The organism is Mycobacterium sp. E787 (assembly GCF_001668725.1).
In the GTDB taxonomy this organism is placed as follows: Bacteria; Actinomycetota; Actinomycetes; order Mycobacteriales; family Mycobacteriaceae; genus Mycobacterium.
The window spans coordinates 57,147-78,332 of record NZ_LZKL01000055.1; the positions used below are offsets into that span (position 1 = coordinate 57,147).

Here is a 21,186-nt window from a genome sequence, read left to right on the forward strand (position 1 = left end):
GTCGCCGGCGTAAACACGACAGCAAACCGAGCAATCGAAAGAGTGGGAAGACTTCTGTGGCACAGAAGGACGTGCTGACCGACCTGACCAAGGTCCGCAACATCGGCATCATGGCGCACATCGACGCCGGCAAGACGACGACGACGGAGCGCATCCTCTACTACACCGGCATCAGCTACAAGATCGGTGAGGTCCATGACGGCGCCGCCACCATGGACTGGATGGAGCAGGAACAGGAGCGGGGTATCACCATCACCTCCGCGGCCACCACCTGCTTCTGGAACGACAACCAGATCAACATCATCGACACCCCCGGCCACGTCGACTTCACCGTCGAGGTCGAGCGCAGCCTGCGCGTGCTCGACGGCGCAGTGGCCGTGTTCGACGGCAAGGAGGGCGTCGAGCCGCAGTCCGAGCAGGTCTGGCGGCAGGCCGACAAATACGACGTCCCGCGGATCTGCTTCGTCAACAAGATGGACAAGATCGGTGCCGACTTCTACTTCTCGGTCCGCACCATGGAGGAGCGCCTCGGCGCCAACGTCATCCCGATTCAGTTGCCCGTCGGCTCCGAGGGTGACTTCGAGGGCGTCGTCGACCTGGTCGAGATGAAGGCCAAGGTGTGGAGCGCCGAAGCCAAGCTCGGCGAGAAGTACGACGTGGTCGACATTCCCGCCGACCTGCAGGAGAAGGCCGACGAGTACCGCACCAAGCTGCTCGAGGCCGTCGCCGAGACCGACGAGGCGCTGCTGGACAAGTACCTGGGCGGCGAGGAGCTCACCGTCGCGGAGATCAAGGGCGCCATCCGCAAGCTGACCATCAGCTCGGAGGCCTACCCGGTGCTGTGCGGCAGCGCGTTCAAGAACAAGGGCGTGCAGCCGATGCTGGACGCGGTCATCGACTACCTGCCCTCGCCGCTGGACGTGCCGCCGGCCATCGGCCACGCGCCGGGCAAGGAGGACGTCGAGGTCGTGCGCAAGCCGTCGACCGACGAGCCGTTCGCCGCCCTGGCGTTCAAGGTCGCCACGCACCCGTTCTTCGGCAAGCTGACCTACGTCCGGGTGTACTCGGGCAAGGTCGACTCCGGCAGCCAGGTCATCAACTCCACCAAGGGCAAGAAGGAGCGGCTGGGCAAGCTGTTCCAGATGCACTCCAACAAGGAGAACCCGGTGGACACGGCGTCGGCGGGTCACATCTACGCGGTGATCGGCCTGAAGGACACCACCACCGGCGACACCCTGTGCGACCCGAACGACCAGGTCGTCCTCGAATCGATGACCTTCCCCGACCCGGTCATCGAGGTGGCCATCGAGCCCAAGACCAAGAGCGACCAGGAGAAGCTGAGCCTGTCGATCCAGAAGCTCGCCGAGGAGGACCCGACGTTCAAGGTGCACCTGGACCAGGAGACCGGCCAGACCGTGATCGGCGGGATGGGCGAGCTGCACCTGGACATCCTGGTGGACCGCATGCGTCGCGAGTTCAAGGTCGAGGCCAACGTCGGCAAGCCGCAGGTGGCCTACAAGGAGACCATCAGGCGGATCGCGCAGAACGTGGAGTTCACCCACAAGAAGCAGACGGGTGGCTCGGGTCAGTTCGCGAAGGTGATCATCAACCTCGAGCCGTTCACCGGCGAAGACGGTGCGACCTACGAGTTCGAGAACAAGGTCACCGGTGGCCGCATCCCGCGGGAATACATCCCGTCGGTGGACGCCGGTGCGCAGGACGCGATGCAGTACGGCGTGCTGGCGGGTTACCCGCTGGTGAACCTCAAAGTCACCCTGCTCGACGGCGCCTTCCACGAGGTCGACTCCTCGGAGATGGCGTTCAAGATCGCCGGTTCGCAGGTGCTGAAAAAGGCTGCCGCGCAAGCACAACCGGTGATCCTGGAACCGATCATGGCCGTCGAGGTCACCACGCCCGAGGATTACATGGGCGACGTGATCGGCGACCTGAACTCCCGCCGTGGCCAGATTCAGGCCATGGAGGAGCGGAGCGGTGCACGCGTGGTCAAGGCGCACGTGCCGCTGTCGGAGATGTTCGGCTACGTCGGCGACCTGCGGTCCAAGACTCAAGGCCGGGCGAACTACTCCATGGTGTTCGACTCGTACGCCGAAGTGCCGGCGAACGTGTCGAAGGAGATCATCGCGAAGGCGACGGGCCAGTGAGGATCTGGTCGGAGTAACCTTGCCGGGTCACTAACCGCGGCACAACTAAAAACATCAACACTGCTTAACAAGCACCAACAAGTCGGAGGACACAACAGTGGCGAAGGCGAAGTTCCAGCGGACCAAGCCCCACGTCAACATCGGGACCATCGGTCACGTTGACCACGGCAAGACCACCCTGACCGCGGCTATCACCAAGGTCCTGCATGACAAGTTTCCGGACCTGAACGAGTCCAAGGCGTTCGACCAGATCGACAACGCCCCCGAGGAGCGTCAGCGCGGTATCACCATCAACATCGCGCACGTCGAGTACCAGACCGATAAGCGGCACTACGCCCACGTCGACGCGCCCGGTCACGCGGACTACATCAAGAACATGATCACCGGCGCCGCCCAGATGGACGGCGCGATCCTGGTGGTCGCCGCGACCGACGGCCCGATGCCGCAGACGCGCGAACACGTGCTGCTGGCCCGCCAGGTCGGCGTGCCCTACATCCTGGTCGCCCTGAACAAGGCCGACGCCGTCGACGACGAGGAGCTGCTCGAGCTCGTCGAGATGGAGGTCCGCGAGCTGCTGGCCGCCCAGGAGTTCGACGAGGACGCCCCGGTGGTGCGGGTCTCGGCGCTGAAGGCGCTCGAGGGCGACGCCAAGTGGGTCGAGTCCGTCGAGGAGCTGATGAACGCCGTCGACGAGTCGATCCCGGACCCGGTCCGCGAGACCGACAAGCCGTTCCTGATGCCCGTTGAGGACGTCTTCACGATCACCGGCCGTGGCACCGTGGTCACCGGTCGTGTGGAGCGCGGCGTGATCAACGTCAACGAGGAAGTCGAGATCGTCGGCATCCGCCCGTCCACCACCAAGACCACCGTCACCGGTGTGGAGATGTTCCGCAAGCTGCTCGACCAGGGGCAGGCCGGCGACAACGTCGGGCTGCTGCTGCGCGGCATCAAGCGTGAGGATGTCGAGCGCGGCCAGGTCGTCACCAAGCCGGGCACCACGACGCCGCACACCGAGTTCGAGGGCCAGGTCTACATCCTGTCCAAGGACGAGGGCGGCCGGCACACGCCGTTCTTCAACAACTACCGCCCGCAGTTCTACTTCCGCACCACGGACGTGACCGGTGTGGTGACGCTGCCGGAGGGCACCGAGATGGTGATGCCGGGTGACAACACCAACATCACGGTGAAGCTGATCCAGCCGGTGGCCATGGACGAGGGCCTGCGGTTCGCCATCCGCGAGGGTGGCCGCACCGTCGGCGCCGGCCGGGTCGTCAAGATCATCAAGTAGGTCTGGTTCGATACGAAGCCCGGGCTGCCGATGGGCCGCCCGGGCTTCGTGCATTCCCGGTCCGCGCAATTGGCGAAACCCGGCGGGGACCGTGAAGGTTACGATAGATTTACGGCTATTGCGTCCGTGTCTAATGACCGGACGATCGCTTTGTCACTCGTGGCCCGCCCGGGAGGTTGGGATGTCGTTCGTGTTCGCGACGCCGGAGTACCTGGCCGCGGCGGCGTCCGACCTGGCGAATATCGGCTCGTCGCTCAGCTCGGCCAACGCGGCGGCGTTGGGCCCGACGTCGGGGGTGCTGGCCGCGGGCGCCGATGAGGTGTCGGCCACCATCGCGAGCCTGTTCGGCGCGCACGCCCAGGTCTACCAGGCGCTCAGCGCCCAGGCCGCGTATTTCCATCAGCAGTTTGTCGAGCTCATGAGCGGCGGCGCGGCGCAATACGCCCTCACCGAGGCCGCTAACGCATCCCCACTGCAGACGGTGGAGCAGGCGGCGCTGGGCGCGGTCGGCGCGCCGGGCCAGGCGTCGGCGGCGGCCGTCCCGACCGGCAACGCGGTCAGCCTCGCACCGGCGATGCCGCCGGGCGCGGGGCCGGGCGTGTTCGGCCCCGGCGGCACCGGTGCGACGGCCCGGCTGCTGGGCAGTGTGGGCCCCGCCGCCGCGGCCGCAGGCAGCGGCGAATCGTTCGGCATGGGCGGAGCCGGGTTCACCGGCAGCCTGGTCGCGGGCCAGAACTTCGGCGCCGTCCCCGCTGCCGCCGCCGCAAGCGTCGGCCCGGCCGGGTCCTCCGGCGTCATGGGCGCCTCGGAGGGCGTCGCGGCCGCCGAGGAGACCGGGCTCGGAGGGTACGCCGGGACACCGCTGCCCGCGGCGATGCCGGCCGCGGCGCCCGCCGGCTCGTCGGCGGCGGTGCGTCCCGCGACGCCGGCTTACTCTCCGGCGTCGGCCGCCGCGGCCGAGCCCTCCGAGTCTTCAGGGGAGTGATCGGGCCTTCACGAACGGTTTGCGCGCACAGGTATCGCGACGGCCGGTGGGGCGCTAATCTGACACGGACTTCCCAGCGAGACTAGGAGAGACACGTGTTGGCGCGCTACCTGAAGGCACAGCTGATCGTTTTGCTGTGCGGCGGCCTGGTGGGGCCGATTTTTCTGGTCGTCTACTTCACCCTCGGGTTCGGCAACCTGTTGCAGTGGATGCTCTACGTCGGCCTGCTGATCACGGTGGCCGACGTGGTGATCGCTCTCGCGCTGGCCAACTACGGGGCCAAGTCCTCCGCCAAGAACGCGGAACTCGAGCAGCACGGCGTGCTGGCGCTGGCCCAGATCACCGGGATCAGCGAGACCGGTACGTGGATCAACAACCAGCAGGTGGTCAAGGTGCACCTGCACATCGCCGGGCCCGGGCTTCTGCCGTTCGACAGCGAGGACCGGGTGATCGCCAGCGTGACCCGGCTCGGCAACCTCAACGCCCGCAAGGTTGTGGTGCTGGTCAACCCCACCACCGGCGAATACCGCATCGACTGGGAACGCAGCGCGTTGGTCAACGGGCTGGTGCCGGCGCAGTTCACGGTGGCCGAAGACAACAGGACCTACGATCTCAGCGGGCAGGCCGGCCCGCTGATGGAGATCCTGCAGATCCTCAAGGCCAACCACGTTCCGCTCGATCGGATGGTCGACATCCGGTCCAATCCCGCGCTGCGCCAGCAGGTCCAGGCCGTGGTGCGACGGGCGGCCGAGCAGCAGGCGCCCGCGCCGCAGCCGGCGCCCCAGCCGGCCACGGCCGGCGGCCCGGCACCGGTCGCCACGCCGCCGCAACCGTCGATCGCCCAGCGGCTTCAGGAGCTGGAGACGCTGCGCGCCAGCGGTGCGCTGAGCGACCAGGAGTACAGCAGCCGGCGGGCCCAGATCATCTCCGAAATCTGAACCAGCGGGTTAGTTAGAACACGTTCCAGTTCCGCTGCTAGCCTTGCTGCGTGGCTGGAGCACTGCAGGGACGGGTGGCATTCATCACCGGCGCGGCCCGGGCGCAGGGGCGGTCGCACGCGGTGCGGCTTGCGCGCGAGGGCGCCGACATCATCGCGCTCGACATCTGCGCGCGGGCGTCCGACACCCTGACCTACACGCCGGCCACGCCCGAGGATCTCAACGAGACCGTCCGGCTGGTCGAGGCCGAGGGCCGCAAAGTGCTGGCCCGCGAGGTCGACATCCGCGACGACGCCGCGCTGCGGCAACTGGTGGCCGACGGCGTCGAACAATTCGGCCGGCTCGACATCCTGGTCGCCAACGCCGGGGTGCTGGGCTGGGGCCGGGTCTGGGAGCTCACCGACGAGCAGTGGGACACCGTGATCGGGATCAACCTGACCGGCACCTGGCGCACCCTGCGCGCGGCGATCCCCGCGATGATCGAGGCCGGAAACGGCGGGTCGATCGTCGTCGTCAGCTCGTCGGCGGGCCTGAAGGCGACGCCGGGCAACGGCCACTACGCGGCCAGCAAGTTCGGGCTCACCGCGCTGACCAACACGCTGGCCATCGAACTCGGCGAATACGGCATCCGGGTCAACTCCATCCATCCCTACTCGGTGGACACCCCGATGATCGAGCCGGAGGCGATGATGGAGATCTTTGCCAAGCACCCGCGGTACGTGCACAGCTTCCCGCCAATGCCGATGCAGTACAAGGGTTTTATGGCGGCCGACGAGGTCTCCGACGTCGTCGTGTGGTTGGCCGGCGACGGCTCGGGCACGCTGTCGGGCACCCAGGTCCCGGTGGACAAGGGCGCCTTGAAGTACTGATTCGCGATCGTGTATGAACACCACGTGACCGAAAACGGCTTCGAAAAGGGGGTTGTGATCGTGGGCGGCGGGCTCGCCGGGGCCCGCACCGCCGAGCAACTGCGCCGGTCGGGATACACCGGCCGCATCACGATCGTCAGCGATGAGGTCCACCTGCCCTACGACCGCCCGCCGCTGTCCAAGGAGGTGCTGCGCAAAGAGGTCGACGATGTGGCCCTCAAGCCGCGCGAATGGTACGACGAGCAGGACATCACCCTGCGGCTCGGCGCGGCGGCCACCGGTCTGGACACCGCAGGGCAGACGGTCACGCTGGCCGACGGAACCGCGCTCGGCTACGACGAGCTGGTGGTCGCCACCGGCCTGGTGCCGCGGCGAATTCCGGCGTTCCCCGACCTGGAGGGCATCCGGGTGCTGCGCTCTTTCGACGAGAGCCTGGCGTTGCGCGAGCATGCGTCCGCGGCTCAGCGCGCCGTCGTCGTCGGCGCCGGTTTCATCGGCTGCGAGGTGGCGGCCAGCATGCGCAGCCTCGGGGTGGAGGTGGTGCTGGTCGAGCCGCAGCCGACGCCGCTGGCCGCGGTGCTCGGCGAGCAGATCGGCGGGTTGGTGGCCCGGCTGCATCGCGACGAAGGCGTCGACGTCCGCCTGGGTGTCAGCGTTGCCGAGGTGCGCGGCCGGGGCCACGTCGAGACGGTGGTGCTGACCGACGGCACGGAACTGGCCGCCGACCTCGTCGTGGTCGGCATTGGATCCCGCCCGGCGACCGAGTGGCTGGAGGGCAGCGGTGTCGAGGTGGATAACGGGGTCGTCTGCGACGAGGCCGGCCGCACCAGCGCGCCCAACGTGTGGGCGCTGGGCGACGTGGCCTCGTGGCGCGACGCGACGGGACACCAAGTGCGCGTGGAACATTGGAGCAACGTCGCCGACCAGGCCCGCGTGGTGGTGCCCGCGATGCTCGGGCAGGACGTCCCCGCCAACGTGGTGGTCCCCTATTTCTGGAGCGACCAGTACGACGTCAAGATCCAGTGCCTCGGCGAGCCGGAGGCCACCGACACCGTCCACGTCGTGGAGGACGACGGGCGCAAGTTCCTGGCGTACTACGAGCGCGACGGGGTGCTGGTCGGTGTCGTCGGTGGTGGAATGCCGGGCAAGGTGATGAAGGTCCGCGCCAAGATCGCCGCCGCCACCCCCATATCCGAGGTGCTGGGCTGACGATTCCCAAGGTGGCGGTACTCGATGACTACGCCGGCCTGGCGCTCGACCTCGCCGACTGGTCGCCGGTGCAATCCCGGGCCGAGCTAGCCGTTTTCAACCGTCACCTCTCCGAGCCGGAAGCGGCGCAGGCGCTGCGGCCCTTCGACGTGATCTGCACGATGCGCGAGCGGATGGCCCTGCCGCGCACGCTGATCGAGCGGCTGCCGAACCTCAAATTGATCACGATCGTCGGCCGCAGCCTGCCGAACCTGGACGTGGCCGCGGCCGGCGAGCGCGGCGTGCTGGTCGCCCACTCGGACTTCGCCAATCCGCGCTTCGCCTCGGTCCGCGACGCCACCCCGGAATTGGCCTGGGGGTTGCTGATCGCGACGGTGCGCAACCTGGCCGAAGAGCATAGGAGCATGCGCGCCGGGGGATGGCAGACCACCGCCGGTATGACGTTGTCCGGCAAGACGATCGGGCTGCTCGGCCTGGGCAGGACGGGCAAGCGCATGGCCGAATACGCGAAAGTGTTTGGCATGCAAGTCCTTGCGTGGAGCCAGCACCTCACCGAGGAGGCCGCCGCGGCGGCCGGCGCCCGCCGCGTCGAGAAGGCGGCGCTGTTCGCCGAATCCGATGTGGTCTCGATCCACCTGGTGCTCTCCGAACGGACCCGGGGCCTGGTCGGCGCCTCCGAGCTGGCCCTGATGCGGCCGCACGCGTACCTGATCAACACCTCCCGCGGGCCGATCGTGGACGAGGCGGCGCTGCTCGACGCGCTGCGGACCGGGCGCATCGCCGGGGCGGGGCTCGACGTCTACGACGCCGAACCGCCCCCGCCCGACCACCCGCTGCGCGGCCTGGCGAACGTCACGCTGTCCCCGCATCTGGGCTACGTCACCCGCGAGATGCTCGGCGCCTTCTACGAAGACACCATCGAGGCCGTGGTCGCGTGGCTGGACGGCGCGCCGGTCCGCATTGCCAACGCCTAGAACTCGCCGAGGTAGAAGCGGCCGCCCTGATCGTCGGCGCATTCCGCGGTCACGCCGTACGGCTGCCGGGCCGGCTCGGACAGCACCGTGCCGCCGGCCTCGCGGATGCGGGCGACGGCCGCGCCGATGTCTGCCACGGTCCACATGGGCACCGTCGTCGGGGTGGTGCTGCCGCCGGCGGCGCCGGCCATCGGATGGGTTCCCACCACCTGCCAGCCGTCGGCCACCCGGCCGGGCTCGAAGGTCCAGCCCAGCACCCGGGCGTAGAAATCGCGGAAGGCCGACGAATCCGGCACCTGGTAGGTGACGTAGGACAGCTCGCCGGGCCCGGACCCGTTGAGTTCCGGGCGCTTTCGTCCGGCCCGCGGCTGAAACACCGCGAACGCCACGCCGTGCGGGTCGGTGGCGTCGAGCCGGAGCCCGTACTCGGTGTCGCGCGTTTCACCCGGGACACCGCCCGCCTCGATTATCGCCGTGCGTGCGGCGCCGACATCGTCAACGGCGTAGCAGCAGAACAGCGTGGGCCGCCCCGGGCCGGCCCAAATGCCGGTCGGCAGATCGGTGTTGGTGACCCGGTGCGACGCCGGATCGTAGGCCCAGCCCAGGACGTGGCCGTAGAAGGCGGCCGCGCGATCGGCGTCGGCGGTCCACACCGAGACGTAGCCGATGTCGCCGTGCCGGATGCCGGGCACCGCGGTGGGGCCGGACAGCATCCACCGGTGGCCGAACGGGTCGATGATGGTGGCGTTGCGACTGCCGTAGCTTTCATATGTCTCGCGCTCGACGGCCGCGCCGCGCTCCCGCGCCTTTCGCAGCGCGGCGTCGGCGTCGGCGACATGCAGCATCAAGCTCACCGAAACACGCGCCGGCGCAGGCGCTTTCAAGCCGAGCTCGGGGTGCTCGTCGGCCAGGTACAACACGCCATCGCCGATCGCGATCTCCGCATGCCCGATCCGGCCGTCGTCCATCACGATCGGTTCACCGACGATGGCGGCGCCGAACGCGTCGGCGTACCAGGCGATCGCCGCACGCGCGTCCGCCACGCTGAGGTAGGGCAGCGCGGCCGGGCGCGGGGCGTCGGGGGCTGTGCCCGGTTCGGTCAGTTCGGAAATGGCGGTTGCGGTGCCGCTCATGACAACTCCTTCCGGGAGGGTTAATGCGGATTCCAATCGCCGGCGCAGCCGCGCGGCGAAGTCCGGATCGGGTTCCACCGGAAGGTCTTCCGTGTGCAGCACGCGCAGCGGGTCCGAGCTGTCTCGTCGACTCATCACGCGCCTCCTTCCGGATACTGCTGTTTGAAGGCCCGGCGGGCCCGGACCAGGAGCGCCTCGGTGGCGTGCACCGTCCGGCCGATCAGCTCGGCGCATTCGCCTACCGAGCAGTCGTCCATGTAGCGCAGCACCAGCACGGCGCGGTGCGGTTCGGCCAGCCGGGCCAGCACCGATTCGGCGACCATGCGGTCCAGCTCGGCGTCCCAGACGTCGGCGGCCCCCCTGGCTTCGAACACCGGCTCCGGCGGATCGGCGACCGGCACGGTCAGCCGGTGCTGCCCGCGCCGATAGTGGTCGGCCAGCTTGTGGCGTGCCACGCCGAGCAGCCAGCGGATCGAGATCGGCGGCGGATCGCCCCTGCGCGCGGCGTCCATCGCCGCGAGGAACGTCTCCGACGTCAGGTCCTCGGCCGTGGCGGCCTCCCCGCAGCGGCGGGCGAAATACCCGTACACCACGGGCAACGCCTCGTCGTACAGCGCGAGCAGCGCGCGTCGAGCGTCGGATGGGTGCTCCGCTTCGGCGCTCACACCCCTATCGTCGCCGCGGCGGCCCGAACTCCGACGGCTTGGCGGCAGAAAATTATCGCCAGTTCACCGGCGGGCCGTGCGGATGGCATTCGCCGAGCACCGCGCGCCGGCCACCCGGCCAGCTGCGCGCCCGCACCAAAAACCTGATCGGCCCGCCGGGCGCGTCCCGCGCCGGCTCCAGCGTGAGGTGGGCGAACGGCGACCGGGCGCCGGCCCGCGCGCCCAGCGCCTCGACCCCGTCGCGGACCGAGGCGCGTTCGTCGTCGGACAGGTACTGCCAGGTGATCGAATGCCACAGCACGGTCAGCGTGCCGTCGGCGAGGGTCAGGCCGGCCACCGCATCGGCCGCCGTCCGTCGCTCGAGCCGCGCCGGGACGTCCCGGGCGACCGCGATGGCGCCGCGCAGCCGCTCCAGCCGGTCGTGCTGGTCGGGCCAGACGTAGCTCAGCACGGTCATCTCCCCGTCGGCGCCGGTGACGTCGATGGGTGCGATGTCGTAGCCGCTGCGCTCGACGATCGAGACGTCGCCGTCGGGCGGCAGGGTGCCGCGCCACGCGTCGTCGATGCTCACCGGCGAGCCGGCCGGCCCCCACCGGCCGCCGTCATACCGATAGTGGTAGTGGTCGGCCCGCATGTTCAGTCCCGCGCTCGAGCCGATCTCGAAAAGCCTTATCGGCAAGCCGAATCCGCGGTTGATGCGCAGCAGCCCACCGATCAGCGCGGCGGACCGGCCCACCTCGTTGGTCTGTGGCGGTCGCCCCAGCGCCGCGCGCAGCAGGTCGGCGTGGCGGCCGGCGGTGCTCAGGATCTCGGGCCAGGCTTCCTGCGCGTCCCACGCGCCGCCGGTGCTGGGATACCAGCGCCGCAGGGCCGGTGCCCGGCCGTCGAGCACCAACCGGTGCAGCCCGCCGAGTAGCCGAAGCGGCACCGCGAGGCGCGAGGGGTCGTCCTCGTGGCCGGACAGGATGGCCGCGAAGACGCCGTCCGCCTCGACGTCGGACGCCACCAACTCGAAGAGCTCCCCGTACATCGGGGAGCCGGAGCCCGCGCAGAACCGTCCCTGCGAGCGCAGCATGTGTAGCAGGTGCTCGACGCCGGCGCTCATCGGCCCAGGCTTCCCAGCCCGGCGCCGACGACGTCGAACGCGTCGCCGAGCGCGACGGGCAGCGGGACTGACTCGTCGGACAGCCAGTGCTCGTAGGCGCTCAGCGCCACCCCCAGCATCGTCCACGCGACCGTCCGGGGCAGCGGGTCGGTTGTCTTGAGGCCCAACCGGTGGGCCACGAAGCCGGCCATCACCTCGCGCCAGCCGGCGTACATCGTCATCGAATAGGCCTGCAACTCCGCGGTTTCCAGGATGACCCGCATGCGTTGGCGGTGCCGGACGGTCTCGCACTCGTCAAAGGTGTTGAACGCCAACAGCGCCGCGCGCAGCGCGTCGCCCAGCGGCACCCGCGGGTCGACGGTGTCGAGCAGCTCTTGCAGGTGGGCGAGGTGGGCGTCGAAATCGCCCCACAGGATGGCGTTCTTCGACGCGTAATAGCGGAAGAGGGTGCGCCGGGCGATGCCGGCGGCCTGGGCGACGTCGTCGACGCTCACGTCGGCGAACCCGCGGGCGGCGAACAGTTCGAGGGCGACGTCGGTGATGTGCCCGGGTGTCGTCGAGCGGCGCCGGCCCACCCGCGACTGCGGCATCATCAGACCCGCCCTTCCATTGCGGCACTCGATGCCATATTGTGGCCAGAACGATCCGTCGTTGTCGAGCCCCACCGGGAGGATATCCACATGGACCAGGAAACCGAGACCGCGACCGAACTCGTCACCGAGACCCTGGTGGAAGAGGTGTCGATCGACGGGATGTGCGGGGTCTACTGACCCGCGTGTTCGATCCCGATCGCGGCTGGCGGTTGCACCCGCAGGTGGCGGTTCGCCCCGAGCCGTTCGGCGCGCTGCTCTACCACTTCGGCACCCGCAAGCTGTCCTTCCTGAAGAACCGCACCATCCTGGCGGTGGTGCGGTCGCTGGCCGACCACCCCGACGTCCGGTCGGCCTGCCGCGCCGCGGGCGTGGACGACCCGGGGCAGGGGCCCTACCTGCACGCGCTGGGCGTGCTGGCCGAATCGAAGATGTTGGTACCCCAGGAGGCTCCCACATGACGGTCATGGTTCCGCGGCTCATCGAGCAGTTCGAGCGCGGGCTGGACGCGCCCATCTGCCTGACGTGGGAGCTGACGTACGCCTGCAATCTGGCTTGCGTGCACTGCCTTTCGTCGTCGGGCAAGCGCGACCCGCGGGAATTGTCCACGCGCCAGTGCATGGACATCATCGACGAGCTGGAACGCATGCAGGTGTTCTACGTCAACATCGGCGGCGGTGAGCCCACGGTCCGCCCGGACTTCTGGGAGCTGGTCGACTACGCCACCGCGCACCACGTCGGCGTGAAGTTCTCCACCAACGGCGTCCGGATCACGCCGGAGGTAGCCGCGCGGCTGGCCGCCAGCGACTACGTCGACGTCCAGATCTCCCTCGACGGCGCCACGGCCGAGGTCAACGACGCCGTCCGCGGCGCCGGTTCGTTCGCGATGGCGGTGCGCGCGCTGGAGAACCTGGCCGGTGCGGGCTTCAAGGACGCGAAGATCTCCGTCGTCGTGACCCGGCGCAACGTCGACCAGCTCGACGAGTTCGCAACGCTGGCAAGCCGGTACGGTGCCACGCTGCGAATCACCCGGCTGCGCCCCTCCGGTCGGGGCGCCGACGTGTGGGAAGACCTGCACCCCACCGCCGCCCAGCAGGTTCAGCTCTACGACTGGCTGGTCGCCAAGGGCGAGCGGGTGCTCACCGGCGACTCCTTCTTCCACCTGGCGCCGCTCGGCTCCTCCGGCGCCCTTGCCGGCCTGAACATGTGCGGGGCCGGCCGGGTGGTGTGCCTGATCGACCCGGTGGGCGACGTGTACGCCTGCCCGTTCGCCATCCACGACCGATTCCTGGCCGGAAACATCCTGTCGGACAAGGGATTCGACAACGTCTGGAAGAACGCCCCGCTGTTTCGCGAGCTGCGCGAACCGCAGTCGGCCGGCGCCTGCGGCAGCTGCGGGCACTACGACGCCTGCCGGGGCGGCTGCATGGCGGCCAAATTCTTCACCGGCCTGCCGATGGACGGCCCGGATCCCGAATGCGTCCAGGGGCACGGAGAGCCCGCGCTGGCCTTACAGCGACAGAAGCCGCGGCCGCGCGCCGACCACTCACGCAAGGCCGGGCCGATCCCCCTGACGCTGTCGCGACCGCCGGCGCGCCTCTGCAACGAAAGCCCGGTGTAACCGTGGCCGGCCAATGGTTCGAAACGGTGGCCATCGCCCAGCAGCGCGCGAAGCGGCGGCTCCCGAAATCCGTCTACTCGGCGCTGGTCGCGGGCAGCGAAAAGGGGATCACCGTCGCCAACAACGTCGAGGCGTTCAGCGAACTGGGATTTGCGCCGCACGTCGTCGGCGCGCCGGAGAAGCGGGACCAATCGACCACCGTTATGGGGCAAGACATTTCCATGCCCGTGCTGATCTCGCCGACCGGCGTGCAGGCGGTCGATCCGGACGGTGAGGTGGCGGTAGCGCGGGCCGCGGCGGCGCGGGGAACCGCGATGGGCCTGTCGTCCTTCGCCAGCAAGCCCATCGAGGAGGTCATCGCCGCAAACCCGAAAGTGTTCTTTCAGGTGTACTGGCTGGGTGGGCGCGACGCGATTGCCGAGCGGGTGGAGCGGGCGCGGCAGGCCGGCGCGGTCGGTCTCATCGTCACCACCGACTGGTCGTTCTCCCACGGGCGCGATTGGGGCAGCCCGAAGATCCCCGAGCAGATGAACCTGCGGACCGTTCTGCGGCAGTCCCCGGAGGCGGTCTTCAAGCCCCGCTGGTTGTGGAAGTACGGCAAGACGCTGCGCCCGCCGGACCTGCGGGTGCCCAACCAGGGCCGCCGCGGCGAACCCGGGCCGCCCTTCTTCGCCGCCTACGGCGAGTGGATGGGGACGCCGCCGCCGACCTGGGAGGACATCGCCTGGCTGCGCGAGCTGTGGGGCGGACCCTTCATGCTCAAGGGCGTGATGCGCGTCGATGACGCCAAAAGGGCGGTGGACGCCGGGGTTTCGGCGATCTCGGTATCCAACCACGGTGGCAACAACCTGGACGGCACCCCGGCGTCGATCCGCGCCCTGCCCGCGGTCGCGGCGGCGGTCGGCGATCAGGTCGAGGTGCTGCTCGACGGCGGCATCCGGCGCGGGAGCGACGTCGTCAAGGCCATCGCGCTGGGCGCGCGCGCGGTGATGATCGGCCGGGCATACCTGTGGGGCCTGGCCGCGGCCGGGCAGGCGGGGGTGGAGAACGTCCTCGACATCTTGCGCGGCGGCATCGACTCGGCGCTGATGGGTCTGGGGCGCTCGTCGGTTCACGACCTCGGCCCGGACGACATCCTGGTGCCGGCGGGTTTCACGCGGACGCTCGGCGTGCCGCCCGCCTAAATTCGGGCACGTTGGGCACTTTAGCCGGGATTTGAGCTGAGCCGTTTTCAGTTGGCCTTCGGAAAGCCCTTTTAGCCTCATTCGACAGCGGCAACAATTGTGGTGCTCGCGAGGTAACCGTGACGGACGAGCCGTCGAATTCGACCGCCAGGTGAACAAGCCAGAAAAAAAATATTTTGGAGGGTCAACAATTGGTGCACGCCAGGTGAATTCGTCCTACCATCAGCCAGTGCCCGTACTCGGCGAATTAGCAACGGCGACGTCAAGCCAGCTATTAAGCACCTCGCCGTCGATAATTGTCCCGCTGGGATCGACCGAACAACATGGTCCGCACCTGCCGTTGGACACCGACACCCGTATCGCGGCCGCCGTCGCCCGTGGGGCCCGGGCCCGCCTCGGCGAACCCTGGCTGGTGGCGCCGGCCATCGCCTACGGCGCGAGTGGCGAGCACCAGGACTTCGCCGGCACGATCTCCATCGGCACCGATGCCCTGGCGTCGCTCCTGGTGGAGTACGGCAGGTCAGCCGCCTGCTGGGCCCCGCGGCTGCTCTTCGTCAACGGCCACGGCGGCAACGCCGCCGCGCTGAGCGGTGCGGTCGCGCGGCTGCGCGGCGAAGGCCGGGACGCCGGGTGGTGCCCGTGCGTCGCCGCCGGCGGGGACGCCCACGCCGGCCATACCGAAACATCCGTATTGCTGCATATCTCGCCGACCGAGGTGCTGACCGACCGGTGGCTCGCCGGCAACCGGGCGCCCCTGGCCGACTTGCTGCCCTCGATGCGTCGCGGGGGAGTCGCGGCGGTCAGCCCGGTCGGGGTCTTGGGGGACCCGACGACGGCGACCGCCGCGGAGGGCAAGCGCATCTTCGCCGAGATGGTCGACGACTGCGTCCGCCGGGTCGCCCGGTGGTCGCCCGGGCGCGACGGGATGCTGACATGACCGCGCCGGCGACGCGGCTGCCCGACGGGTTCGCCGTCCAGGTCGATCGCCGCGTGCGGGTGCTCGGCGACGGTTCGGCACTGCTGGGCGGCTCGCCGACGCGTCTGCTGAAGTTGGCCCCGGCCGCCCAGAGCATGCTGTCCGACGGCCGGCTGAAGGTCCGCGACGACGTCAGCGCGCAGCTGGCGCGCACCCTGCTCGACGCCACCGTGGCCCACCCCCGGCCCGCGGGCGGGCCGTCGCACCGCGACGTGACCGTGGTAATCCCGGTGCGCGACAACGTTTCCGGCGTTCGGCGCCTGGTGAGCTCGTTGCGCGGGCTGCGGGTCGTGGTGGTCGACGACGGCTCGTTCCCGCCCATCGAACCCGAAGACTTCCTCGGCGCACACTGCGACGTCGAGGTGCTGCGCCACTCGTACAGCAAGGGCCCGGCCGCGGCGCGCAACACCGGGCTGGCCGCCTGCGCGACCGACTTCGTCGCGTTCCTGGACTCCGACGTGACGCCGCGCCGGGGATGGCTGGAGGCCCTGCTCGGTCACTTCTGTGATCCCACCGTCGCCCTGGTGGCGCCGCGCATCGTCGGTTTGTCGCACAGCGAGAACGTGGTGGCGCGCTACGAGGCGGTGCACTCGTCGCTGGACCTGGGGGAGCGCGAGGCGCCGGTGCTGCCGCACAGCACGGTGTCCTACGTCCCCAGCGCGGCCATCATCTGTCGCCGCTCGGCCATCCGCGACGTGGGCGGGTTCGACGAGACGATGCAGTCCGGGGAGGACGTCGACTTGTGCTGGCGGCTCATCGAGGCGGGCAACCGCCTGCGCTACGAGCCGATCGCGCAGGTCGCGCACGACCACCGCACCGAATTGCGGGACTGGCTTGCGCGCAAGGCATTCTATGGCGGCTCGGCCGCCCCGCTGTCGGTGCGTCACCCGGACAAGACCGCGCCGGTGGTGATCTCCGGCTGGGCGCTGATGGCCTGGACCCTGATGGCGCTGGGCACCAGCCTCAGCCAGCTCGCCTCGATCGTCGTCGCCCTGGTAACGGGCCGGCGGATCGCCAGGGCGATGCGCAGCGCCGAGACCTCGCTGTGGGACGTGGCCGCGATCGCGACCCGCGGCCTGTGGGCGGCGGCGCTGCAGCTGGCGTCGGCCGTCTGCCGGCACTACTGGCCGGTGGCGCTCGTCGCGGCCGTCCTGTCGCGGCACTGCAGACGGGTGGTGCTGGTCGCCGCCGTGATGGACGGCGTGGTGGACTGGCTGCGCCGCCGCGATGCCACCGGCGACGAGGCCGAACCGATCGGGCTGCTGACCTACCTGCTGCTCAAGCGCATCGACGACCTGGCCTACGGCCTCGGGCTGTGGTGGGGCGTCGCGCGCGAACGCAACGCGCGGGCGCTCAAGCCACAGATCCGCACATAACGGTTTTGAAGACGCCTTGACCGCGGCCGTCCCGCGCAGCGACGTGCTGATCGTCGGCGCCGGGAGCGCCGGATCGGTTGTCGCCGAACGGCTTTCCAGCGATCCACGCCGTACCGTGACCGTCCTCGAGGCGGGCCCCGGTCTCGCCGATCCGGACCTGCTGGCGTTGACCGCCAACGGTTCGCAGCTGCCGATCGGGGTCGGCAGCCCGGTGGCCGAGCGGTACCTGACCCACCTCACCGATCGGCATGACCTGAAGCTTCCGATCGTGCGCGGGAAGACGGTGGGTGGGTCGGGCGCCGTCAACGGCGGCTATTTCTGCCGGGCGCTCGCCAGTGACTTCGACCGGGCAGCGCTGCCCGGTTGGGCATGGTCGGACGTGCTCGAGCACTTCCGGGCCATCGAGACCGACCTCGATTTCAACGGCCCCGCCCACGGCAGGACCGGCCCGATCGCGGTGCGCCGGACCCTCGAAATGACCGGTAGCACAGAAACTTTCATCGCGGCCGCCGGGCGGGCCGGATTTCGCTGGATCGAGGACCTCAACGACTCCGGGCCCGAACCGATTTCGGGGCTGGGCGCGGTTCCGCTGAACATCGTCGATGGCGTCCGCACCGGACCCGGCGCCGCCTATCTCCTGCCGGCGCTCGCGCGGCCCAACCTGACCCTGCTGGAGCGCACCCGGGCGGTCCGGCTGCGTTTCTCCGGCACCCGCGCGGTCGGCGTCGACGCGATCGGCCCGCACGGCCCGATGGAGTTGTCCGCGGACCGGATAGTCCTGTCCGCCGGGGCGATTCAGTCCGCGCACCTGCTGATGTTGTCCGGGGTCGGCGACGAGGCCACGCTGCGCGCGGCCGGCGTGCCGGTGCTGGCGCCGCTGCCGGTGGGCACGTCGTGCAGCGACCACCCCGAGTGGGTGTTGCCGACCAATTGGACGGTGGCCCCCGGCCGGCCCGTGCTCGAGGTCGTGCTCGGCACCGCCGACGCCCTCGAGGTCAGGCCGTACACCGGCGGCTTCGTCGCGATGACGGGTGACGGCACCGCCGGACATCCCGACTGGCCGCACATCGGGGTGGCCCTGATGCGCCCGCGGTCGCGCGGACGCGTCACGCTGGTCTCGGCCGATCCCGCCGTGCCGCCACGGATCGAGCACCGCTACGACAGCGAGCCCGACGACGTCGCCGCGCTGCGGGAGGGCAGTGAACTCGCCCGCGAATTAGCCGGTGCCGCAGCGTCCGTCGGGCCGCCCGTGTGGTCGACGTCCCAACACCTGTGCGGCACCGCGCCGATGGGCGCCGTGGTTGACCCGCGCTGTCGGGTCTATGGCCTCGAAAACCTTTGGGTCATAGACGGTTCCATCCTGCCGGCGATCACCAGCCGCGGACCGCACGCGACCATCGTGATGCTTGGGCACAGGGCCGCGGAATTCGTCGACTGAGTGCCGCCGAAGCCCGAATCAGGCTTGGTAAGGCTGCATCTCGATCGGCACGCCCGTCGCCGCCGGTTGCTCCTCGTGGGATCCCGCCGCCGCCGGGGAGTAGGCCGGCGTCGCCGGAGAATAGTTCGGCGTCGCCGCGGGCGCGGTGTTGAGCGGCGTGGTGATCGGCAGCGCCTGCGCCGCGGTGGCGGGGGAGAACACCGGTGCTTCGGCCTCGACGGCCGCCACCGGAGCCGCGGTTGACACCGGCGCCAGGGGAGAAACCTCCGCCACCGGCGAAGCCGCCGACATCGCGGCCGCGGGCGCGGCGGCCGGGGCCAACGGCGTCGATGCCATCGGCGCGGCGAGCGGCGCCGCCGCCAGCGGCGTAGCCGTCGGTGCCAGCGCGACGGGAGTCACCGGAGCCGGCGTGACCGCCGCCGCGGGGACCGCGTGGGCCGGCGCGGCGCCACCGGCCAGGCCGGCCATGGACGCCGGCACCCCCGCGGCCGCCGAACCCGCCGAGGCCGCGGTGCCCATCAGCGGCTGCGCGGTCGACAGCGCCTGGCCGGGGGTATTGCCGGTCACCATGCTCTCGACGGTTTGCAGGGGACTTGCGTTGGCGGCCTCGGTCAGGGCGTACTGCTCGGCGCCCGCGCTCATCAGCTGGACGAATTGCGTGTGGAACGCCTGCGCCGCGGCGCTGAGCGCCTGGTACACCTGGGCGTGCGCGTCGAACAGGCTGGCGATGCTGGCCGACACCTCGTCGGCGCCTGCGGGCAGCACGCTCGACACGGGCCCCAGCGCGGCGGAGTTGGCGTCGCTGACCATGGATGCGATGTTCGCCAGATCGACTGCGGCGGCCGCCACGTACTGCGGCGCTGCGATCACATAGGACATTCCGCTCCCCCGGGTAGCCTCGACGGCGTCCGCACCCCCATAACGGACTCCGCTTCTGCGGATGCTAGCGCCCTTCGCGAGGCGGCCGAGGCGTTTTCAGGTGAACTTTGGGCTCACGCGGCCAATCTGGATTTACTCCGGCTTAGCGGCTCCGCGCGAACCCCCGGCGGTCGCGATCCGGCGCACCAGCCTCAGCTGTCGCCCGTCGGGCCCCGGAGCCCACAATCCGATGAGCACTGCCGCGATGGCGACGATCACGGCCATCGTGATGGTCGAAGCATGGAGGGCCGTCAGGAATGCGGCTTTGCCGAGTTCGGCCAACTGGCGCCCCTGCGGCCCGAGCTTGCCGGCTACCTCGACGGCCTTGGCCAGCGAATCGGTGGCCGGTCCGCGAACCGGGTCCGGAAAGCCGGAGAGCTTCGGCGCGAGCTCGTGTGAGTAGCGCCCGGCCAGGATCGAACCCGCGACGGCGATTCCCAGTGCCCCGCCCATTTCGCGAGATGTGTCGTTCACCGCGGAGGCAACGCCCTGCTTTTCGTCGGGAACCGCGCTCATGATCGCCGAAGTCGTAGGCGCCGTGCACATTCCGATGCCGGTGGCGAGTATCAACGTCGGCCAGGCGAACTGCGAATACGTCGAATGCAGGCCGAGTCCGTACATGCACGCAAAGCCGGCGGCCATGAACAGCGTGCCGACGAACAGCACCAGTCGCAGGCCCAGCTTCGGCACATACCAGAACGACAGCGCCGAGAAAATGCCCAGCGGAACCATGAATGGACCGAAGGCGATCGCCGTCGTCAGCGGCGAGTAACCCATGATCTGCTGGACGTATTGCATGCCGATGTAGAAGAAGCCAAACGTTGCGCCGAACAGCATGACGATCGCCGCCACCCCGGTGGCGAAATTGTGGTCGGCAAACAACCGGACGTCCAGCAGCGGTTGCCGCCGCCGGAACTCCACGACGCCGAACGCGACGGCGATGACAGCACCCGCGACCAGGCCGCCCCAGACCAGCGAGTCGGTCCAACCACGGTCGGGCGCTTCGAGGATGGCGAACACCGCGATCGCGACGGCCCCGGCGATGAGGACCGCACCGAGCCAGTCGATGCGGGGAGCGTCGGCCTCGCGCGACGATGCGATGGTGCACCCCAGGGCGAAGATCACCATCCCGGCTATGCCCAGTGACCAGAAGATCGCGTGCCAGTCCCAAAAGCGAAGCAGCAGGCCGGATCCGAGCATTCCGATGACCCCACCGGAACCGGCCGTGCCGGCCCAGATGCCGACGGCCTTCATCCGATCTTGTTTCGGATAGGCGACGGTCAGCAGCGACAGCGTCGCGGGCATCACAAAGGCGGCGCCGACACCGGCCACCGCCCGTCCCGCGATGATCTCCAGAGGGTTATGGAGGATCGCCGGTGTGGCCGAGCCCAGTGCGAAAACCACCAGACCGGTCAGCAGCGCGCCCCGCCGGCCATAGCGGTCACCGATGGCCCCGGCGGGTAGCAGCAGGCACGCCAGCGCCAAGGTATAACCGTCGACGATCCAGGTCAGCTGCGTCTGCGTCGCGGATGTCGCCACCGCGAGATCCCCCAGCGCGGTGTTCAGCGCCGTCATCGACCCGACGACCAGCGCGACGCCCATGCAGGCGACCGTCAGGGTCCAGTTTCGGGCCCGGGGGCTACCGCCGATGCTTGCCGAATCAGTACGCTTATCAGGCCGTACCAGCGTTTCGACCATACGAAAGCGCCTCCTAACGGGGGGCGGGGAAGTTTTGAGACCGATAGTCTTGTAGGT

General features: G+C 69.6%; 20 protein-coding genes. 14 read left to right on the forward strand and 6 right to left on the reverse strand.

Features of this window, described 5'->3' with window-relative positions; genetic code table 11:
• Nucleotides 1-56 precede the first annotated feature (56 nt).
• From fusA to A5705_RS11320, 7 genes are all read left to right on the forward strand, one after another.
• Entirely contained in the window at nucleotides 57-2,162 is a 2,106-nt protein-coding gene (gene fusA, locus A5705_RS11290) for an elongation factor G (RefSeq protein ID WP_067877091.1), read from the forward strand.
• 97 nt (nucleotides 2,163-2,259) lie between these two features.
• Nucleotides 2,260-3,450 carry an elongation factor Tu gene (tuf, locus tag A5705_RS11295; RefSeq protein WP_067877088.1) on the forward strand — a complete coding sequence of 397 codons (1,191 nt, stop codon included), beginning with the start codon at nucleotides 2,260-2,262 and terminating at the stop codon, nucleotides 3,448-3,450.
• 181 nt (nucleotides 3,451-3,631) lie between these two features.
• Nucleotides 3,632-4,435 carry a PE family protein gene (locus tag A5705_RS28965; protein ID WP_068277517.1) on the forward strand — a complete coding sequence of 268 codons (804 nt, stop codon included), beginning with the start codon at nucleotides 3,632-3,634 and terminating at the stop codon, nucleotides 4,433-4,435.
• Nucleotides 4,436-4,530: 95 nt separating this feature from the next.
• Nucleotides 4,531-5,373 carry an SHOCT domain-containing protein gene (locus tag A5705_RS11305; protein ID WP_068277520.1) on the forward strand — a complete coding sequence of 281 codons (843 nt, stop codon included), beginning with the start codon at nucleotides 4,531-4,533 and terminating at the stop codon, nucleotides 5,371-5,373.
• Between the two features lie 50 nt (nucleotides 5,374-5,423).
• A complete protein-coding gene (locus A5705_RS11310; RefSeq protein ID WP_082956419.1) occupies nucleotides 5,424-6,242 on the forward strand; it encodes a mycofactocin-coupled SDR family oxidoreductase in 819 nt (272 codons plus the stop codon).
• 9 nt (nucleotides 6,243-6,251) lie between these two features.
• Nucleotides 6,252-7,451 (forward strand): NAD(P)/FAD-dependent oxidoreductase, encoded by a 1,200-nt coding sequence (locus A5705_RS11315; RefSeq protein WP_369829596.1) that lies wholly within the window; start codon nucleotides 6,252-6,254, stop codon nucleotides 7,449-7,451.
• A gap of 2 nt (nucleotides 7,452-7,453) precedes the next feature.
• Nucleotides 7,454-8,425: a D-2-hydroxyacid dehydrogenase family protein gene (locus A5705_RS11320; RefSeq protein ID WP_068277711.1), complete on the forward strand. Its 972-nt coding sequence runs from the start codon at nucleotides 7,454-7,456 to the stop codon at nucleotides 8,423-8,425.
• On the opposite strand, the gene A5705_RS11325 is transcribed toward A5705_RS11320, so the two are convergent.
• The 4 genes from A5705_RS11325 to mftR are packed head-to-tail and all read right to left on the reverse strand — an operon-like array spanning nucleotide 8,422 to nucleotide 11,921.
• On the reverse strand, nucleotides 8,422-9,693 hold the full coding sequence (locus A5705_RS11325) for a VOC family protein (RefSeq protein WP_068277525.1): 1,272 nt from the start codon (nucleotides 9,691-9,693) through the stop codon (nucleotides 8,422-8,424). The two genes, A5705_RS11320 and A5705_RS11325, sit on opposite strands and share 4 nt — an antisense overlap.
• The gene (locus A5705_RS11330; protein WP_067874627.1) at nucleotides 9,693-10,223 is read right to left on the reverse strand and encodes an RNA polymerase sigma factor; all 531 of its coding nucleotides are present in this window, start codon (nucleotides 10,221-10,223) and stop codon (nucleotides 9,693-9,695) included. The genes A5705_RS11325 and A5705_RS11330 overlap by 1 nt, the downstream gene beginning before the upstream one ends.
• Before the next feature lie 52 nt (nucleotides 10,224-10,275).
• Nucleotides 10,276-11,328, reverse strand: a complete 1,053-nt coding sequence (locus A5705_RS11335) for a DUF2332 domain-containing protein (RefSeq protein WP_068277528.1) — start codon at nucleotides 11,326-11,328, stop codon at nucleotides 10,276-10,278.
• A complete protein-coding gene (mftR, locus tag A5705_RS11340) occupies nucleotides 11,325-11,921 on the reverse strand; it encodes a mycofactocin system transcriptional regulator (protein WP_197516880.1) in 597 nt (198 codons plus the stop codon). Before mftR ends, A5705_RS11335 begins: the two co-directional genes overlap by 4 nt.
• An 87-nt stretch (nucleotides 11,922-12,008) precedes the next feature.
• On the opposite strand from mftR, the gene mftA reads away from it, so the two are divergent.
• From mftA to mftG, 7 genes are all read left to right on the forward strand, one after another.
• A complete protein-coding gene (gene mftA / locus A5705_RS11345) occupies nucleotides 12,009-12,098 on the forward strand; it encodes a mycofactocin precursor MftA (RefSeq protein ID WP_067873302.1) in 90 nt (29 codons plus the stop codon).
• Nucleotides 12,099-12,103: 5 nt separating this feature from the next.
• Nucleotides 12,104-12,379 carry a mycofactocin biosynthesis chaperone MftB gene (gene mftB, locus A5705_RS11350; RefSeq protein WP_231964213.1) on the forward strand — a complete coding sequence of 92 codons (276 nt, stop codon included), beginning with the start codon at nucleotides 12,104-12,106 and terminating at the stop codon, nucleotides 12,377-12,379.
• Complete coding sequence (gene mftC / locus A5705_RS11355) at nucleotides 12,376-13,539, forward strand: mycofactocin radical SAM maturase (protein ID WP_068277531.1); 1,164 nt, start codon at nucleotides 12,376-12,378, stop codon at nucleotides 13,537-13,539. The genes mftB and mftC overlap by 4 nt, the downstream gene beginning before the upstream one ends.
• A 2-nt stretch (nucleotides 13,540-13,541) precedes the next feature.
• Complete coding sequence (gene mftD, locus A5705_RS11360; RefSeq protein ID WP_068277534.1) at nucleotides 13,542-14,723, forward strand: pre-mycofactocin synthase MftD; 1,182 nt, start codon at nucleotides 13,542-13,544, stop codon at nucleotides 14,721-14,723.
• A 205-nt stretch (nucleotides 14,724-14,928) separates the two neighbouring features.
• The gene (mftE, locus tag A5705_RS11365) at nucleotides 14,929-15,660 is read left to right on the forward strand and encodes a mycofactocin biosynthesis peptidyl-dipeptidase MftE (protein ID WP_067873314.1); all 732 of its coding nucleotides are present in this window, start codon (nucleotides 14,929-14,931) and stop codon (nucleotides 15,658-15,660) included.
• Nucleotides 15,657-17,075 carry a mycofactocin biosynthesis glycosyltransferase MftF gene (gene mftF, locus A5705_RS11370; RefSeq protein WP_067873317.1) on the forward strand — a complete coding sequence of 473 codons (1,419 nt, stop codon included), beginning with the start codon at nucleotides 15,657-15,659 and terminating at the stop codon, nucleotides 17,073-17,075. The genes mftE and mftF overlap by 4 nt, the downstream gene beginning before the upstream one ends.
• Nucleotides 17,076-17,091: 16 nt before the next feature.
• On the forward strand, nucleotides 17,092-18,513 hold the full coding sequence (mftG, locus tag A5705_RS11375) for a mycofactocin system GMC family oxidoreductase MftG (protein WP_068277537.1): 1,422 nt from the start codon (nucleotides 17,092-17,094) through the stop codon (nucleotides 18,511-18,513).
• An 18-nt stretch (nucleotides 18,514-18,531) separates the two neighbouring features.
• On the opposite strand, the gene A5705_RS27140 is transcribed toward mftG, so the two are convergent.
• Together A5705_RS27140 and A5705_RS11385 are read right to left on the reverse strand one after the other, a co-directional pair.
• Nucleotides 18,532-19,392, reverse strand: a complete 861-nt coding sequence (locus A5705_RS27140; protein WP_082956420.1) for a PE family protein — start codon at nucleotides 19,390-19,392, stop codon at nucleotides 18,532-18,534.
• Nucleotides 19,393-19,524: 132 nt separating this feature from the next.
• Complete coding sequence (locus tag A5705_RS11385) at nucleotides 19,525-21,033, reverse strand: MFS transporter (protein WP_231982407.1); 1,509 nt, start codon at nucleotides 21,031-21,033, stop codon at nucleotides 19,525-19,527.
• Nucleotides 21,034-21,186: the final 153 nt, after the last annotated feature.

Excerpts from the sequence above, each read along its gene's own strand:
- mftR (WP_197516880.1), bottom strand. The coding sequence starts at position 11,921 with ATGATGCCGCAGTCGCGGGTGGGCCGGCGCCGCTCGACGACACCCGGG.
- mftA (WP_067873302.1), top strand. The coding sequence starts at position 12,009 with ATGGACCAGGAAACCGAGACCGCGACCGAACTCGTCACCGAGACCCTG.
- A5705_RS11325 (WP_068277525.1), bottom strand. The coding sequence starts at position 9,693 with ATGAGTCGACGAGACAGCTCGGACCCGCTGCGCGTGCTGCACACGGAA.
- mftC (WP_068277531.1), top strand. The coding sequence starts at position 12,376 with ATGACGGTCATGGTTCCGCGGCTCATCGAGCAGTTCGAGCGCGGGCTG.
- A5705_RS28965 (WP_068277517.1), top strand. The coding sequence starts at position 3,632 with ATGTCGTTCGTGTTCGCGACGCCGGAGTACCTGGCCGCGGCGGCGTCC.
- mftF (WP_067873317.1), top strand. The coding sequence starts at position 15,657 with ATGACCGCGCCGGCGACGCGGCTGCCCGACGGGTTCGCCGTCCAGGTC.
- A5705_RS11385 (WP_231982407.1), bottom strand. The coding sequence starts at position 21,033 with ATGGGCGTCGCGCTGGTCGTCGGGTCGATGACGGCGCTGAACACCGCG.
- A5705_RS11335 (WP_068277528.1), bottom strand. The coding sequence starts at position 11,328 with ATGAGCGCCGGCGTCGAGCACCTGCTACACATGCTGCGCTCGCAGGGA.
- A5705_RS27140 (WP_082956420.1), bottom strand. The coding sequence starts at position 19,392 with ATGTCCTATGTGATCGCAGCGCCGCAGTACGTGGCGGCCGCCGCAGTC.